This window comes from Sinorhizobium fredii USDA 257 (genome assembly GCF_000265205.3).
Taxonomy (GTDB): domain Bacteria; phylum Pseudomonadota; class Alphaproteobacteria; order Rhizobiales; family Rhizobiaceae; genus Sinorhizobium; species Sinorhizobium fredii_B.
Genome location: NC_018000.1, coordinates 3,341,748 through 3,357,513, shown reverse-complemented (window position 1 = coordinate 3,357,513; position 15,766 = coordinate 3,341,748). Strand labels below are relative to the sequence as shown.

Genomic DNA, 15,766 nt, shown 5'->3' with positions numbered 1-15,766 from the left:
CAGAACGTGCCGATGGCTCAAAGCAGTTCACACCCCGCGCGGCAATAGCGACGTGAAGCTCGCTCGCGTGACCGACACGCTCGTGCCGGTGGAATTGCTGACCACGTCCACTCGCGCGTCGAGCTGTTTCGCAAGAGCTTGGACAATCGCAGTCCCGAGCCCGCCACTTGTTTCGACTGCACTATCAGCTTGCTTTCCTACACCATTGTCGGAAACGATCAGCTGCCAATCCGGGCCCCTAATCTCATAGGTAACGAGGATCACGGTGTCCGGCTTGGCGACAGGGAACGCGTATTTTATAGCATTGATCACGAGCTCGGTGACGATCAGTCCCAGGCCGACAGCCTTGTCGGACCCCATCCTTCCCTCGTCCGCTATCACCTTGATCGCAAGGGGCTGACTTTCGCCGATCATCGAAGAAGCCAGGCTGCCGCAAAGCTTCGTCAGGTAGGAAGCGACCTCGATCTGGTCGATGCCGGATACGTGGAGGTGCCTTTGCACCTCTGCGACCGACATTACGCGCTGGTGGGCATCCCGCAAGTCGCGGCGTGCTTCCTCGGATGTGACCGCCCGGGCTTTCAACAGCAATATGCTGGCGATGATCTGGAGACTATTGGCAACGCGGTGCTGCATTTCCCGCAGCAGGATTTCCTTCTGATGGAGCAACTGTTCTGTCTGTTTAAGGAGCTCTTCCCTTTCCCACTCGATCTTGCGGCGTTCCGTGACATCAGTGAATGCCAGGAGGATCGTCGAGCGGCTCCCGTAAGTGACCTGTCGGGCGTTAAGCAGCATGATCCGGCGGCCGAGATCGGGAAAATCATGCGCAACCTCAAAGCCATCCATCGAGACATGTTTGGGAATGATCGTCTCCAGAAGAACGCGCAGGGCGGGAATGTCCCATTGGCCGTCACCGAGCGCGTAAAGCAGACGGCCTCTTGTATATTCGGGATCGGACTTGAACGTCTCATAAAAGGAACGGCTGGCAGCCAGCACACAAAACTGGTCGTCGAGCACAATAAAGGGCTCTGGAATGGTATTCACAATTGCTTGCGCCAACGTCTGTGCGTCTTCAATATTTTGAAAATCGATCATGGCGTAATAGATCCAATCCTGGCCGCGGATCACTTGTTTGCAATGAAGGCTTTATTTTCAACGTATATTATGATTCCTCGCTAAATGTCATTGACCTAGTGGTGAAAATCAACGCTTGGTACCCGAGGCGAATACAACTCGGACCCCTTTTCTACCCTTCCGCCGAAGTGTCCGAAGGGGAAGTCGTGACCCCATCCAGTCATTCGTTCGACCAGCCACTCAGCCTCTGGAATCCGCCTGCAAATATACTCCCGCTACGAACTCGTGCGGTCAGCGCCGAGCTTTCAATCCAGGCCTGGATTTCGGATGTCAGCGGGCCGAGAAAGATGACCTCCGCCAACGTCGCGGCCGCATGCAACACGGTCATTTCGGGCCACCTCATGGCGATGTCATGGTGCCCGATCCAAGCGTCAGGATCATTGTAGTCGATGACGCCGCGCGCTGTCCTCTCCGATGCGTTCACGAAGAACCTGTAGGACAGGACTCCCGGATGACCTTCGGCTTCGACCCGCCTTGCCAGCGCGCCCACCGCAATCTCGAAGTCTGCCGGTGTCTTCTTCAGCTCGTAAAGATTCAGGATGGTGAGCCGGTTTTCGATCATGATTGAACCTCGGTCCGAAACAGTATCTCTTTGCATAACCCGCCCCAGTACTCCCCAGGTCGGCACGGGCTCAGTGTAGCAGGCAACCCCATACCATCGAGAGGCCCGTAGTCATCGAAGTCAGTATAGTACGCTGGTTGCTCGTTCTAATTGCGAACGCGAACGGAAAATCCTACCCAGAGCGGACTTCCACGACGGGGATCAACCGTCAGGTTTTCACCACTAACAGCGTTGCCAAATTCGGTTTGATGCGAGCTCGTTGAAAGCCAAATAATTGACTGCGAGTTTGTCATATCCAGTCGTAACACGCCGACATCGCCTAGTCTTGTAGACGTCCGAACAACTTAGACGCGCGATGATGCTAACCGTACTTTATCCCTGCGCCCCAATCTAAATCCAGTGAAGTTTAAATTGGCCCGCCGTCAAGTTTGAATGGGCGGTATGTTCTAAACGGACCAGCATTCTTTCACTACCAAGGAGGTGGACTTCTGTCACAAGAACGAAGCGTGGTCGCAGGGCTGACGCTGACCGCCGCCTCCGTGGCAGTTTTGGCGGGGACGGAAACCGCGTTCGCGCAGGCAAACAAAGAAAAGTTTCTACGAGCGACTGGGCGACGGCTTCGCCATCGCGGCAGTGGTGGATCACCTGAGCGACGCCGTTGTGAAGAACTCCATCGTCGGCCAGAAGTCCAAGAACCCGCAGCGCGCCAAAGAACCTGGGAAGGCTAACCGGCCTCAAGCTGTGGGTCTGCGATGTTTTCAGGTAGGCCCTTCCAGTTCACGGCCTCCAAGCCCGGCAAGACGTCGCTCAAGAGACAGGCCTCGCAAGCATCCGCGGGGCACGTTTATGAGTTCACGCCCTAGCATTACAGTTGCATTTTAGTTCTCAGATGAGCACGTCGAGCGGCCGCCTGATGAGCGCGCCTCCAGCATGACCATGCGATGACGTAGGCGGGGTTTATGCGACGCTGGGCAAGTCTGATGGCGATGCGCCGGACTTCCTGGATAGACCAGCGGATCAAATCCTGATGGTCGGCATCCGCGGTCTTTTTTGGGGCGTCGCGTCATTGGCGCGGTATCGGATCACCGCCATCATGGCGAAGGCGAGCATGACGAGGGAGACGTGGCGATGCCAGCCATGCCATGACCGGGTTTCGTTGTGATCGAGTCCGAGCTCGTTCTTGGCGGTCTCGAAGCTGTCTTCGATCGCCCAGCGATGGCCTTCCACGGAAACGAGCGTCTGGATGCCCGTCCCGGCCGGGCACCATGTGGTGAAGAATGCGAGATCACCGTCGCTGATATTGCGCCGGATCAGCAGGCCACGGGTCCAAAGCCCCGATTTCGTCTCGTTATATTCGTCGGCATCGAGATCGGCGAGTTCGCAGTAGGCCCAGTCATGAAGCCGCGCGCCTTTGGTGCCCTCACCGGCGGAAAGACGCTGCCATGCACTTGGATCGAGATCACGGGCGATCTCCTGAGCTGTGCCGGCGACCGGAGGCTTACCCGACCAGGAGCCGAAATGGTGGTCCGATTTGACCCCAAGAACGTAGCCTTTGCAGGCTCGGCGCAGGGTTCCTTCGACGTCCCCGACGCCATACACCGCATCTGCGGCCACCCATGAAAACGGCACATCGGCTGCCAGCGCACGCCGTATCATATCGACAGCCAAGCCTGGCTTGGTAGCGAAGGCTACAGCCTCAGGAACATGGGTTGCTGCAAGCCTTGCCGGATCGCCGGTCCAGCTTTTGGGCAAGTACAGGGCCCGATCGATAAAGGCATGACCGCGAGCGGACACATAGGCGGCGAACACACCGATCTGGCAGTTCGTTATCTTGCCTGCCGAACCTGTATATTGACGCGCAACACCGCACGATGTCTTGCCCTGCTTGAGGAAGCCCGTCTCATCGATGACCAGGACCGCATCATCTGTGGCGAGGTTTTCGACAACATACTCTCGCACGATGTCGCGAAGTCCGTCCGCGTCCCAACGCCCGCGACCCAGAATGGCTTGTTGCCGCCACGGGCCGGGATCACCGGCCGCCTCAGCGCGCATCCAACCTGTCTTACGCCGCTCGTCACCCAGCAAGCCGTCCAGGAAAAGGTTCGCAGATGCTGCAACTCGCTCCTGCGTAAACAGCTTCCGCATACGAGCCTTCACGTCACGCAGCGATGATGCCCAAAGCTCAAGCGTAGTCTCGATTGATGCACCTGTCATCCATGACCTCCGAATCATGGAGACCCATAGATTCAGACCATAGATAAATATGCAACTGTAATGCTAGTCACCTGAATCCGAAATTCGTGTCATAAGTCCTGGACTTTCTGGCAGAAACGTTTGACGGAGGCCAGGATGTCGTCTGCGGATTTCGTCCACCTGTAAGGCTTCGGGTTCTCGTTGTGGCGTTCGATGAAGCTTCGGATGTCGGCCTCGAGCTGCATAGTCGAAGTATGGACGCCGCGACGGAGCTGCTTGCGGGTCAGTTCCGCAAACCAGCGTTCGACCTGATTGATCCATGACGCCGAGGTCGGGGTGAAGTGGACGTGGTAGCGCGGCCGTCGCATCAGCCAGTTTTTGATCGATGCAGTTTTGTGGGTCGCATAGTTGTCCATCACGATATGAACGTCCAAATCGGACGGTACGCTCGCATCGATCTGCTTCAGGAAATCCAGGAATTCGGTGGCACGGTGCCGCTTGTAGCATTTGCCGATGACAAAGCCGGAGGCGACGTCCAGAGCGGCAAACAACGTGGTTGTGCCGTGTCGGACATAAGAATGCGTGCGCCGTTCCGGCACGCCAGGCATCATCGGCAGCACTGGCTGCTCGCGGTCGAGGGCCTGGATTTGGCTCTTCTCGTCCACGCTGAGAACCAGCGCCCGATTGGGAGGTGACAGATAAAGACCGACGATGTCGCGGACCTTATCGACGAACAAAGGATCGCTGGAAAGCTTGAACGTCTCTGTGCGATGCGGCTGCAGGCCGAAAGCGTTCCATATCCGGCGGATTGTCGTGTGCGAAAAGCCTGTGGCCCCTGCCATCGAGCGGATCGACCAATGGGTCGCATCGCTTGGCGTTGAACGCAGCGTGCGCTCGATCACAGCCGCAATCTGATCGTCGTCGATTGTTCGGGGCCGACCAGGGCGAACTTCGTCGAGCAGACCATCGAGCCGGTCTTTAAGGAAGCGCCGTCGCCATTTGCCAACCGTATGTTCATGCACGCCGAGTTCGCCCGCAACGACCTTGCTCGGAACTCCCTCGCCACAGCGAAGAATGATCCGGCACCGCTCCGACATGGAGCGCGCAACGCGATGCTTGCGCACCTGTCGCTCCAGATATTCCCGCTCCGCCTCGCTCAAAACCAATGGGGCCGTTGGTCGGCCAGTCGCATTTGCCATGCCTCAACCTCCGATGAAGAGGCCAAGCATACAATGTAGTGAATTTTAGTTCCAGATGACTAGACCGCAACCGATTGACGGAACCTAGGTCAACCGATCAGGATCGGGCGGATGGTGTCGGGATGTCGACAGCGCGATACTGGCAGCGGGCTCAGCGGCCAGGGGCCGCCCATCGAAGGATGCGCGACTCGTCGTAAGATGGGCCTAGAGGTACCGGCTTTCGTCAGTGAGACGATCGGCTGCGACGGAACAAGAATGGAGATACTCGATGATTCTGCGGCGGCTCGAACATCACCGGCGATATGGCCACCCGAGCCGCTACTCGCGTTCGCCCGCTGTTAATTTGGCCGGAAGCAATAGGAAAGTTGGGCATGATACCCCTCGGTAAGCCAATCGAACAAATTCTCGGGGTCGGCGCCCTTCTTCTGCTGGCGTTCGGTTGCGCTCTCGTCCTTCAGCCCTTCCTCTCAGCTATCCTGTGGGCGGCGGTCATATGTTTCTCGACATGGCCGGTCTACCAGAGGTGCGAGCGGGCAGTCGGTGGCAATAAAAGCCTGGCGGCCGCCGTGATGACGTTGCTGGTTGCCCTCGTTCTCGTCGCACCGTTCGCCGTGATGGTGCCGTCATTGACCGACAGCGTAAGCAACCTGCTCACGGCGGTGAACCAGATTCTCGAGCAGGGGCCCCCGGCGCCACCGCTTTGGGTCGCAGGACTGCCGGTCATTGGCGAAAACGTGGCTGCCTATTGGGAGAGCTTGGCCCACAATGCGCCCGCGTTCATCATTGAGCTCAAGAAGCTGATCGGCCCCGCCACAAACTTGGCAGTAGCCAGCGGAGCGGTACTCGGCGCCGGGCTCTTAGAACTCGGGATGAGCGTATTCATCGCCTTTTTCTTCTTCCTTCACGGTCGGCGGATTGCAGCCTACGTGCGCGAAGTTGGCGAAAGGTTCGCCGGCCTCCGGTCTCGAAAACTGCTCACGGTCGTCGGCGGGACCGTCAAAGGCGTCATTTACGGTTTGATCGGCACGGCCCTCGCCCAGGCCGTCCTGGCCGGCATTGGTTTCTGGATCGCCGGTGTGCCTCAGGCGCTATTGCTTGGTTTCCTTACGTTTGTCCTGTCGTTCGTGGCGATAGGCCCCCCGCTTGTGTGGGGCGCGGTGGCGCTATGGTTTTTTGTCCAGGGAGCCGTTTGGTGGGGCCTGTTCGTCGCAGCATGGGGTCTGCTTCTCGTCAGCAGCATCGACAACGTCCTCAGACCCTACGTCCTCGGCAAGACCAACAGCCTGCCCGTGTTGCTCGGCCTTTTCGGGTTCCTTGGTGGCGTCGTCGCCTTTGGCTTCATCGGGGTATTCCTTGGGCCAACGCTGTTGGCGGTCGCCTACAGCCTGTTCCTTGAGTGGACCACCGCTGAAGTCGAGGAACGCAGGCACCCCACTGAGCAAATCTGATATCTCTTGAACTCTTCTCTCGCGTCCAAGACGCAGGATAAAGTGGACCTCAATTAATGGGGCGACCCGTTGCAGCGCTGTTTTGTACTACAGTGTGGTACCGCAGCTTGACGGAATCCCAAAATTTCTCCGTGGACAAGTAAAGTATCCTGGCGTGGTTTTAATACCAGCGTCCTCGTCCGTAGAAGCCGCCGCCTAGCAGAATAACTATCAGAACTATGATGAGAAGCGTGGTAATATCCATAGACGTCTCCTAGGAGTACCTAGAACGGTGCTTTTCTCGTGATTGTACTCCAACCTTGGACAACGTTTGGCACCCGGTTTTGTTCCATTTTGAGCTACGCATGATACCGCTGACGTGAGTTCGTTCTCCTTGACACAATCAAGCTCACGAACGCAGCGACGTGGTGATCGATCGTCTACTTGTCCCGGTGACGACGCCGACATAAGAGACACCAAAGGGGTCGGATGGACATGGACACGAAACGAGGTGGCGACTTCGCCGGCCGGCACTTACAGCGACGCGGTTGACGGTCACCTATTGAACGTCCAAAGGAGACTCAGTTGCATTGGAACGGTTGCTCTTCGCCTGCGTTTCCCGCCATTGGGATGGGCTTGCAACGGTCGAAGGCCATGGAACCGGTTACGATTATGCTTGTGGAAGACGAAGGGCTGTTACTCTTCGACTTTGAAGAAGCGCTGACCGAGGCAGGCTTCAATGTCATCGCCTTCTCCAGCGGAACGAGGCCATGGAGTACCTCAGGAGCGCAGAAGGCGCAGCCAAGGGTGTGGTCACTGACATCATGCTCTCGGATAGGGCCGTCGACGGTTGGGAGGTAGCGCGCACTGCCCGGGAGATCGACCCGGAGGTAGCTGTCGTCTACATCAGTGGACACGGCGCGGTTGACTGGCCGTCCGAAAGGGCGTTCCCAAACAGTATCGTGCTTGAGAAGCCGTTCGCCATAGCGCAGTTGATTACCGCGATCTCCAACTCCTCAACGGTCGTTTAGCCGACGCTCTGCGTAAAGCGGCGGAGCGTCGTCTATTGAGTTTCCATTGATGATTGACGAACGAAATCTTCGATCGCATCGGCAGAAATCGGGGGCGCTCAACAGATGTCCCTGAAGGCTGACCTGATGGGGTTGACGGCCTCCGCTCCCGGTCGATCCCGGAGCTTGACAGATCCGCTCAGCACTCAGTTTTCCTGGACCGAAAACGCCATTCTGGTCGAGCCGGAGTTCAACGCCGGCCGGCTTCGTTTCCTCGCGATAGAGGTAGACGCCCAGGACTATGACGGCGACAACGAAGCCGCCAATGATCAGGTACAAGGTATTGTTTTGCTGCATGAGGAGAGCAATCTTGCCTTCTTGTAAGTGGAAGAAACTGGGACTATCCGGTCCTAGTTTTGAACAGTGTGAATCAATACCAACGGCGGCGCGTATCCGCCAAAGTCAGCCCGACAGCCACGCCCAGCAGAAAACTGACAATGCCGACCCCGCCAAGCACAGTCGCTGTGGCGCCCGGGTTCTTTCGAGCGACCTCTGATACCGCTTGGACCTGCGTGCCTAGTTGCTTCGCTGCGCGCGCGGCCGTGTTCGACGCGTCATTGTAAAGATCGGATGCCCGCTCGCGCGCTTGATCAAAAACGCCGACAGTTCGTTCCGCAAGGATCTTGTTGATCTTTGTCACTTCATTGCGAAGCGTCGCGATCTGTTTTTCTAGTGCCTCCTGTGTATCACCGACACCAGGTGCGGCGGGGTTAAGAGTCTGGGCCATTCAACGTGTCCTTATAGGAGAATGACGGAACGATGCTAAAGCAGCGTAGCCGTCTTTCGGGAGTTAGCGTTTCCAGCGGCCTTCGTATTTGAACTCGGGGGCCGCCTTGAGCTGATCCTTGGTCGCGTCCATCACAGCCGTCCATTTCTTGTCGTTTTCGACGTAGGTGATTTTGACAGCCTTCGGGCTGACAACAACGTAGCGCTCGCCCATCCCGAGGACACCTCCGACCGACACGATATATCCGGCCAGCTGACCTTCCGAGAGGACCAGATCCTTGATCTCCCCGATCGACTCGTTGGCATTGTTGGTGACGTTGAGATTGACGAGATTGTAGCTCAGCACGTCGGTCGGCTTGGCGGTGATGAAGGTTTCGGTGGTCGTGGTTTCCGCCGTCTGCGCGGCAGCCGCTCCAACAATCATCGTAGTAGCTGCAAGAGCAATCAGAATACGTCGCATGGTCCCACCCCTTGGAGGATGTTCAGGAACCCGGAAACGCCATGAAGCGATCGAAAGTTCCAACGACCTCAGTGAATTGGGCGGTGTGGACGGATTTGACCAAGATGAAGCCTGCTGTGAGTGCGAAAATGGAAGCGGAATTTCGCTTCGTCTTCTCGCATCGTAGGGCGACGCGTTGAAGCGTTTGAGCTCGCCGACGGCTTGTTCGATGCGGGCGCGTCCTATGTAAAGGGCCTTGGCGAAGAAGCCCGGCTTTTGTTTCTCATTGGCCTTGTGCGGAAGGACCGGGATGATGCCGCGTTTCGTGCCGCCTGCCGGTTGTCCTTGTCGCCGGCGCTGCAATGAGGCTCGAAACACCTCCAGCGCCGCCGCCCAATCCTTTCGGAAATCTTTCCCGACGAAACGCGGCGCTCCTGCCTCCGGTTTCTCTTCAATGCCTTGCGCTTCACACGGCCCATGGCGTCAAGGTCCATCGCGTAATGACGACAATGGCACAAGCTTGCGCTCCCATCGCTGCGCCAAGGCGCTGCGGCGGCTCGCCGTCAAGCACATCCAAGACCAATGGCGAGGCCGAACGTGTCGTCCAGACCGCTCTGCGCGAATGGGCCTATGCCAAGGCCCACAAAACATCGGAGCAGCGGGCCGCCGACCTACCGATCTGGCTCTACCGATACAATTGGCATCGCCCCCACGGCAGCTTAAAATCCAAGCCGATCAGCAGACTAGGCCTCACCGACGACAACCTGTTGAGGCTCCACATCTAGGCAGGTTTCTGTACACCAAGTAGTTCGGCAAGACCCACTAATGGCGAGCAACATCAGTGTGCGCCGATCAGGCACAAACGGAACAGTGGAAGAGCCCAAACCGAGCGAATAAGAAACCCCGCCGACAGCGGGGTCTTGATTATGCCAGAGCGGGACCCTTACCAGTCGTCCTGTTTGCTGTACCAGTCGTCAATCTCCCTCTTCGCGCGGTCCTTCTCAAGACCATAGCGTTCTTGGATTTTGCCTTCGAGCTGGTCGCGTTTACCGGCGATTTGGTCGAGATCGTCGTCAGTGAGCTTACCCCACTGCTCCTTAATCTTACCTTTGAATTGCTTCCAATTGCCTTCGACCCGATTCCAATCCATATGCGTTTTCTCCGGAGTTTGCGCCTATACAACAAACTCACAACGGTTGAATTAGTTCGAGCCGTCGCAGTGATATGTCAGAACGGCGGCTTGGCGGACTCCAACTCACGCCGATAAACGGAATCTTCACCCGCATTGAACGGCTTCGTCACCAGGAACGCCGGCTCCGGTCTCGCACCAGTCAGCAGGCGCTCGGGAAACGCCGTTTATGAAGTTCACCGGCACTGGAGATTGAGCAAGAATGTTCTTGACCGCATCGATCCCGGAACTGCCATCGGCAAGATGTCCGCCAGAATCATTTTGGGCGATGTCTTGCCATAGAGGTCGACGCCCTCATCCTACGTGCGTGCGACCGCTCTTAACAGAGCGCGGGCATACCGCCGCAAACGGGCAGATGAGCGCAATCCTCACGGAAAGTGGCATTCGCATATTCCTATTGTGCCTTCCGCGCCTCGATGACTGACCACCCCAATACGTCAGTTAAGGCAGCGGATCTCTGTACGCGGATCTTTGTGTGAATTGTCGGCACCTGGAACAACGTTGGTTACTTAGCGTTTGCGCATTTGAGGGTTAGGGAGGTTGCCATCGTCCTGGTCACACATGATCTACGCCGGCAGAATTGCCAAGGCTCCGGCTCGGCGTCCCTCATTGCATCTGTCCGTTGCGCGATCGCATCGGGAGTGCCATTCGCCGTGACGAGTTTATCGTACCGTGTTTTGGGCGGCAGCATTGTAATCGAAGGCAATGTGGTTAAGCGTAGCGACGCCGAGCCTATCCACCGAATTGCCGAGGATATTGCCGGTCAGGGGCGTGTAATTATGAGGGTCGGCGGCATAAACCACTAGGCCGCGGTCCAGGTCGGCTTCGGACTCCCATAATTCCATGAAGTTGATACGTGAAGGATCTGATGGATAGGCCCAGGCAACCCGAAATGCGCGAGCGCGCCTGATCAAATCCGCATGTGCGTCAACGAGGGCCTTCCGCCGAGCGGCCGGAATATACGCATAATCCTGCTTTGTTCGCCCTTAGTGTTGCTTGGCGTACTTTCAACGCGATGTCCTCTTCAAGGCAACGTGCTTGCCAGCAAAAATAAGTTAAAGGGTGGCGACCTCCTGTTGCTGTTTAGGGCCTCACTGCGGTCCCGGCCTCCGTTCGCGAGGCAGTATTGATCTGCCCGCTCGCGCTCTGAAGGTCCCCAAGCCCGGTCTCTGCTTTCCATGCCTCGATGCCGTGGCGGAACGCGCGCGGCGTGTAGGCCAATTGCTCGGCGGCCCTGGCGACATTCAGCGCCGCAAAGCCCGCCGCCGCTGCGTCCCTGTCTTCACCCTCCACTTTGATCAGGGAGGGGTCCGCTCCAATCACCTCGGCAATGATACGGGCCGCCTCCAGCGACGTGCAGGCCTGCCCGCTGCCCGCGTTGAACACGCCCTCCCTTTCGGCTGCGACGGCTTCGAGAGCCAGTGAAACCACGTCGTCGACATAGACGAGATCAACGCGGTAGGCGCCCCCATCGCGAATAATCACGGGCTGTCCGCAAGCAAGCGCGCGGATGAACGCTGTCACCATGCCTTTGCCGTGCATGCCGGGACCGTAGACCGATGCGGGGCGAAGGACCGTCACGGGCATCCCCTTCGCTTTTCCGAAGGCGAGCAGGCAAATCTCCGCCGAGAGCTTGCTCGACAGATAGTAGCTGGCGCGATTGACGGGAAAGGCGGGACTCGTCTCCGTGGCCGGCTCGGGGGCGGGCGTGTACACCTGCCCCGATCCAAAGTAGACGAACTGCTGAACATCCTGCGAGGCGGCATCCATCGCAACCTGCAGCGCTCCGTTCGTGTTGAGTTCGAAACACTTGGCGGCCTGATGGGCATCGCTGAGGTCGGCAGGAATAAAGGCTGCGAGATGAAGAAGCGCCTCCGCTTGCCTTATCGACGGAAGTGGCTCGCCGATCGACCACTGCTCAATGCGCAAGCGCGTATGCTTGCGCGCCGGCACCCGCTCTGGATCGCGCACAAGCGCCGTGACGGCGTAGTCTCGTGCAAGTGCATGCTCAATGAGTCTCGCCCCGATAAAGCCCGTCGCGCCAGTTATCACCAGTTCCTTTGGACTCACGGCCGATCTCTTCCCTCAGGCTTTCTCTTCAAGACGAGCGGGGGCGGTGACCAGTTCGCCGGGTCTGACCACTGTTTCCGACCAGTGCCGCAATATGGTTACGGGCGTGATTTCCGGCTGAACGACCGGTTCGCCGAACAGCAAACGCCGGATGCACATCTCCACTTCATTGAAGCCAGCATGGATCCTCACCCCGGTCGTACCCGAAAACCGCGCATTGATCTCGAAGATCCTGGGAACGTCGTCGTCGAGGCGGAACTGGAAATTTGCAGGCCCGTAGGCGCCGAGGGCGTCTGCCGCCTGCGCCATTGCCGCGTTGAGGGCCGGAAACGGCTCAGCAAAGGCGCGGTAGGTATTGCCGTCGCGTAGATCCCGGCGCATGACGATCGTCGCGCGACATTTCCCGTCGAAGGTAAGTGTGCCGGCAGTGTATTCGGTCGCATCGGAGCCGACATATTTCTGTATGACGATGCCGGGCTGCTCGGCTATTGCGCGCCTTAGCTGGTCTCGATCGCGGACGATGCCAAAGCCGATCGACCTGGCGCCGATCCTCGGTTTGACGATAAGCGGAAAGCCGCACTCTTCGATGAGCGCCTCCTCATCGCCTGGCAGGCAGGAGGGAACGAAGCCCAGTCCGCGTTCCCGGAGGAACTCGGAGGTAAGCCACTTGTCGTTGGCGATGGATACGACAGATGGGTAACTGATGATCACCTTGGTTCCGTAGGTCCTCTCGATCGCTTCGCGGTTGGCTGAAAGGATCGGCAATTCCACGTCGGTTCCGGGAATGAGGATGTCGGGCCGCTCCGCTCGCAGCAGGTCGCCCAGCCTGTCCAGATATTCCGGGTCCTTCGCCATCGGAACAAGATAGGCGGCATCGCCCCAGTAGAGCCCGGCCGAGAGCGGGCTCGGGTCCCCCACGATTATGGTCGCTCGAAGCGTGGAGCGCCGCAATGCGCGAATGATGCCCTGTCCAAGGAGGGCGCCCCCGCCCGTGATGAAGACCTTCATGTCAGCCCTACCCCCAGTTCAACAAGCCTGTCCCGGCAACGGCCCAACTCGCTGAGCTTGTGCGCATCGGAACCGATCGAAACAAATGGATTGATTTCGTCGCACAACGCCAAGAATCCAGACATATCGACCAGGTACGAGGAGTTGATCTCGATGGCGATCCCCCGCTCGAGCGTCGCCGTCATCAGCGTGCGAAAGTAATTCTCCGGAAACCGGCCGTATCGCCTCAGGCTCATCCCACCCGGATGTCCGAGCACGTCGATCGGCGCGTTCGCAATCATGCCTATTGACAGCCGGAATTCGATTTCGGCCGTCTCCTCGAATGACAATTGCTTGAAATCGAGATAGCCGCCCTGCCCGTCCGGCAGGCGGTGGACGACGCCAAGAACGATATCGCAGGCGTCGAGCACGGACTGCGACACATCCAACCGTCCATCGTCGTCCATGGCTTTCGTCTCGCAACCGACATAGACGCACATATCGCCGAAGCCATCCACAGCCGAAAGGATCTCGGCCTTGAAATCGGGAAACCAGGACGTGTCTTCTCGGACATGCTCCGTGAAGGCGAGCTCGGCGAGGCCGCGTTTTTTGGCGGTTTGCAGCACCTCGAGCACCGTCGCCTCCCCATCGGTCCAGTTGGTATGGACCTGGAGTTCCACATTCAGTTGCTCGCGACTGAGATCCCGAAAACGGGAGAACACAGGCTTGCCGCTATCCGTCTTTCGTTGCGGTTCCATGCTTTTCATTGCGCCCTTTGATAAGCTTCCTTCTGTTTCCATCAGTCGGGGCGCACCCAGCGGTCGTGCCACAAGTTGAACATCAGCACCGCCCACAACTGCGGACCCCAGTCGCGGCGGTCGGCAAGATGTGCCTTCCAGCGACTGACGATCGGCTCGGCGCGGAAGATTCCATCACGCTGCAGGCGAGACGGCGACAGCATCTCTTCCGCCCAGGCACGCAGCGGTCCGCGCAACCAAGCATTGACGGGAACGCCGAATCCGCGTTTTGAAAGACTTATGAATTGTTCCGGCAGCCTCCGGGACAAGAGCTTGCGCAGCGCGGGCTTGCTCGGAGCTTCGGCAAAACACAACGCCCTTGGCGCGCGCCAGGCCAGTTCGACGAAGCGGTAATCGAGCAACGGAGCCCGCATCTCCAGGCCCACCGCCATCGAAGCTCGATCCATCTTCACGAGGATGTCGTCGGGCAGATAGTCGACCATGTCGCGGTACATCATTCTGTCGACTGCGCCCAGGCAAGCCGGTATCCGCTTCGAGGTCATTGCGGTCGGAGGCTCTGCTCCGCCGAGCACGACGTCGGCCGGATGTGGCCAGAGCGAGCGAAAGTCCAGGTAGCGGGCGTCCGGATCCTCGATCTCCAGGAGCTCGGCAAGTCTTCTTAGCCGTTTGCCGGTCACTTCGTCCTGAAGCGAAGACGGCCCCGCATAGCGAGCCGCCGCGGCAGCAAATTCCAGCACCCAGTGAGGCGCGTGCCTTGCCGCCCGCAGGGCAACGGCAGGCGTTTTCCTCGCCAGCCGGTCGAAGGCGAGCATTTGCCGATAGCGTTTGTAGCCGCCGAAGAACTCGTCGCCGCCATCACCCGAGAGTGCCACCGTTACGGTTCTTCGCGCCAGCTTCGATACAAGCAGCGCCGGAATCTGTGAAGGATCGGCGAAGGGCTCGTCATACACATCCGGCAACTCGGTGACCATGCGCAGTGCCGTGTCGGGTTCTGCCGTGATCTCCGTATGATCGGTGCCGAGCTGCCTGGCGATGCCTGACGCGAGATCCGCCTCGTTATACTGCTCCTCCAGGAAGCGCACGGTATAGGTCTCTACACGCGAGGTCGAAACTTCCTGCATAACGGCCGACACCAGGGAAGAGTCGACGCCGCTGGAAAGGAGGGCTCCCACCGGCACGTCGGAGACAAGGCGCTCGCTCACCGCCCGTTTCAATTCGGCGTCGAGCGCGTCCAAGGCTTCGTCGGGGCATTCGATCCGTTGCTCATAGCCTCGTTCCACAGCCTCGAAAGCATCCCAATAGCTCTTGACTCCGCTCAGGGCGGCCGACGCCGACGCCGGCGGAGTGTCGACCGAGAGGCTCAGCCAAGAGCCATGCGGAAGCTTGAAGACGCCGCGGTAGATCGAATAAGGCGTTGGCACGTAGCCGTGTCGCAAGAAAAGCGTGGCCGCCTGGGGGTCTACTTCAACGGAGCGGAAGGACGGATGCGCCCTGATGCTTTTCAGCTCGGAGCCGAAGGCAATGCCACTCTTGGATACGCCGATATACAGCGGCTTCTTTCCTATACGGTCACGAGCGAAAATGATATTTCGCGTGGCGCTGTCGTAAAGCGCAAAGGCGAACATGCCGTTGCAGCGCTGCAATGCACCTTCCAGACCGTAAGTCTCGATCGCCTCCAGGAGCACTTCGGTATCGGAGTGGCCGCGAAAGCGAGCGCCCTGCTCCTCCAATGCGGCCCGCAAGCCAAGGAACCCGTAGACCTCGCCGTTGAAGACGATGGAGTAGCGGCCGCTGCTTGAATGCATAGGCTGGGCACCCGTGGGGGAGAGGTCAATGATGGACAGGCGGCGGTGTCCGAGCCCTACACAGCCCTCGCGATCGAGCCAGGTATCCGACGCGTCGGGCCCGCGGTGAGCGAGCGCGTCCGTCATGTGCGTCAGGATCTGCGCCACTTCCTCCCGACCGTGCTGCGCATAACCTATCTGGCCGGCAATTCCACACATGAGAAATTCCTT

16 protein-coding genes and 1 pseudogene are annotated in these 15,766 nt (G+C 58.6%); 4 read left to right on the top strand and 13 right to left on the bottom strand.

The annotated features are described in order from the left end of the window. Window positions 1–27 precede the first annotated feature (27 nt). The 4 genes from USDA257_RS15565 to USDA257_RS15550 all read right to left on the bottom strand — a co-directional run bounded on the left by USDA257_RS15565 (window position 28) and on the right by USDA257_RS15550 (window position 5,085). Complete coding sequence (locus tag USDA257_RS15565) at window positions 28–1,092, bottom strand: sensor histidine kinase (RefSeq protein WP_041415308.1); 1,065 nt, start codon at window positions 1,090–1,092, stop codon at window positions 28–30. Between the two features lie 199 nt (window positions 1,093–1,291). Continuing rightward, window positions 1,292–1,693 carry a hypothetical protein gene (locus tag USDA257_RS36780; RefSeq protein ID WP_041414270.1) on the bottom strand — a complete coding sequence of 134 codons (402 nt, stop codon included), beginning with the start codon at window positions 1,691–1,693 and terminating at the stop codon, window positions 1,292–1,294. A gap of 1,017 nt (window positions 1,694–2,710) precedes the next feature. Beyond that, window positions 2,711–3,925 carry an IS701 family transposase gene (locus tag USDA257_RS15555; protein WP_080605608.1) on the bottom strand — a complete coding sequence of 405 codons (1,215 nt, stop codon included), beginning with the start codon at window positions 3,923–3,925 and terminating at the stop codon, window positions 2,711–2,713. Between the two features lie 71 nt (window positions 3,926–3,996). Further along, on the bottom strand, window positions 3,997–5,085 hold the full coding sequence (locus tag USDA257_RS15550) for an IS630 family transposase (protein ID WP_014763928.1): 1,089 nt from the start codon (window positions 5,083–5,085) through the stop codon (window positions 3,997–3,999). Window positions 5,086–5,456: 371 nt separating this feature from the next. Here USDA257_RS15550 and USDA257_RS15545 point away from each other — a divergent pair, with 371 nt between their 5' ends. The 3 genes from USDA257_RS15545 to USDA257_RS36630 all read left to right on the top strand — a co-directional run bounded on the left by USDA257_RS15545 (window position 5,457) and on the right by USDA257_RS36630 (window position 7,906). Continuing rightward, window positions 5,457–6,533, top strand: a complete 1,077-nt coding sequence (locus tag USDA257_RS15545) for an AI-2E family transporter (protein WP_014763927.1) — start codon at window positions 5,457–5,459, stop codon at window positions 6,531–6,533. Window positions 6,534–7,282: 749 nt separating this feature from the next. Next, window positions 7,283–7,543, top strand: a complete 261-nt coding sequence (locus tag USDA257_RS15540) for a response regulator (RefSeq protein ID WP_080605607.1) — start codon at window positions 7,283–7,285, stop codon at window positions 7,541–7,543. A gap of 105 nt (window positions 7,544–7,648) precedes the next feature. Next, window positions 7,649–7,906: a hypothetical protein gene (locus USDA257_RS36630; RefSeq protein WP_041414269.1), complete on the top strand. Its 258-nt coding sequence runs from the start codon at window positions 7,649–7,651 to the stop codon at window positions 7,904–7,906. Between the two features lie 46 nt (window positions 7,907–7,952). On the opposite strand, the gene USDA257_RS15530 is transcribed toward USDA257_RS36630, so the two are convergent. Both USDA257_RS15530 and USDA257_RS15525 read right to left on the bottom strand, forming a co-directional pair. After that, window positions 7,953–8,309 carry a hypothetical protein gene (locus tag USDA257_RS15530; RefSeq protein WP_014762714.1) on the bottom strand — a complete coding sequence of 119 codons (357 nt, stop codon included), beginning with the start codon at window positions 8,307–8,309 and terminating at the stop codon, window positions 7,953–7,955. Window positions 8,310–8,372: 63 nt separating this feature from the next. Continuing rightward, window positions 8,373–8,768 (bottom strand): PRC-barrel domain-containing protein, encoded by a 396-nt coding sequence (locus tag USDA257_RS15525; RefSeq protein ID WP_014763926.1) that lies wholly within the window; start codon window positions 8,766–8,768, stop codon window positions 8,373–8,375. A gap of 488 nt (window positions 8,769–9,256) precedes the next feature. Here USDA257_RS15525 and USDA257_RS35520 point away from each other — a divergent pair, with 488 nt between their 5' ends. Then, window positions 9,257–9,532: an integrase core domain-containing protein gene (locus USDA257_RS35520; RefSeq protein ID WP_420135946.1), complete on the top strand. Its 276-nt coding sequence runs from the start codon at window positions 9,257–9,259 to the stop codon at window positions 9,530–9,532. A 158-nt stretch (window positions 9,533–9,690) separates the two neighbouring features. Here USDA257_RS35520 and USDA257_RS15515 read toward each other — a convergent pair whose 3' ends face one another. The 7 genes and pseudogenes from USDA257_RS15515 to asnB all read right to left on the bottom strand — a co-directional run bounded on the left by USDA257_RS15515 (window position 9,691) and on the right by asnB (window position 15,754). Further along, on the bottom strand, window positions 9,691–9,897 hold the full coding sequence (locus tag USDA257_RS15515; protein WP_014762710.1) for a CsbD family protein: 207 nt from the start codon (window positions 9,895–9,897) through the stop codon (window positions 9,691–9,693). 134 nt (window positions 9,898–10,031) lie between these two features. Continuing rightward, a pseudogene (locus tag USDA257_RS34170) lies at window positions 10,032–10,232 on the bottom strand (response regulator); the annotation flags it as partial. A gap of 366 nt (window positions 10,233–10,598) precedes the next feature. Further along, window positions 10,599–10,781: a hypothetical protein gene (locus USDA257_RS36625; RefSeq protein ID WP_153297024.1), complete on the bottom strand. Its 183-nt coding sequence runs from the start codon at window positions 10,779–10,781 to the stop codon at window positions 10,599–10,601. 238 nt (window positions 10,782–11,019) lie between these two features. Beyond that, the gene (locus USDA257_RS15505) at window positions 11,020–12,006 is read right to left on the bottom strand and encodes an NAD-dependent epimerase/dehydratase family protein (RefSeq protein WP_014763925.1); all 987 of its coding nucleotides are present in this window, start codon (window positions 12,004–12,006) and stop codon (window positions 11,020–11,022) included. Window positions 12,007–12,021: 15 nt separating this feature from the next. Next, window positions 12,022–13,014, bottom strand: a complete 993-nt coding sequence (locus tag USDA257_RS15500; RefSeq protein WP_014763924.1) for an ATP-grasp domain-containing protein — start codon at window positions 13,012–13,014, stop codon at window positions 12,022–12,024. Continuing rightward, window positions 13,011–13,751 (bottom strand): PHP domain-containing protein, encoded by a 741-nt coding sequence (locus USDA257_RS15495; RefSeq protein ID WP_048657488.1) that lies wholly within the window; start codon window positions 13,749–13,751, stop codon window positions 13,011–13,013. The genes USDA257_RS15500 and USDA257_RS15495 overlap by 4 nt, the downstream gene beginning before the upstream one ends. A gap of 41 nt (window positions 13,752–13,792) precedes the next feature. Further along, the gene (gene asnB, locus USDA257_RS15490) at window positions 13,793–15,754 is read right to left on the bottom strand and encodes an asparagine synthase (glutamine-hydrolyzing) (protein WP_014763922.1); all 1,962 of its coding nucleotides are present in this window, start codon (window positions 15,752–15,754) and stop codon (window positions 13,793–13,795) included. Between the last annotated feature and the right edge of the window lie 12 nt (window positions 15,755–15,766).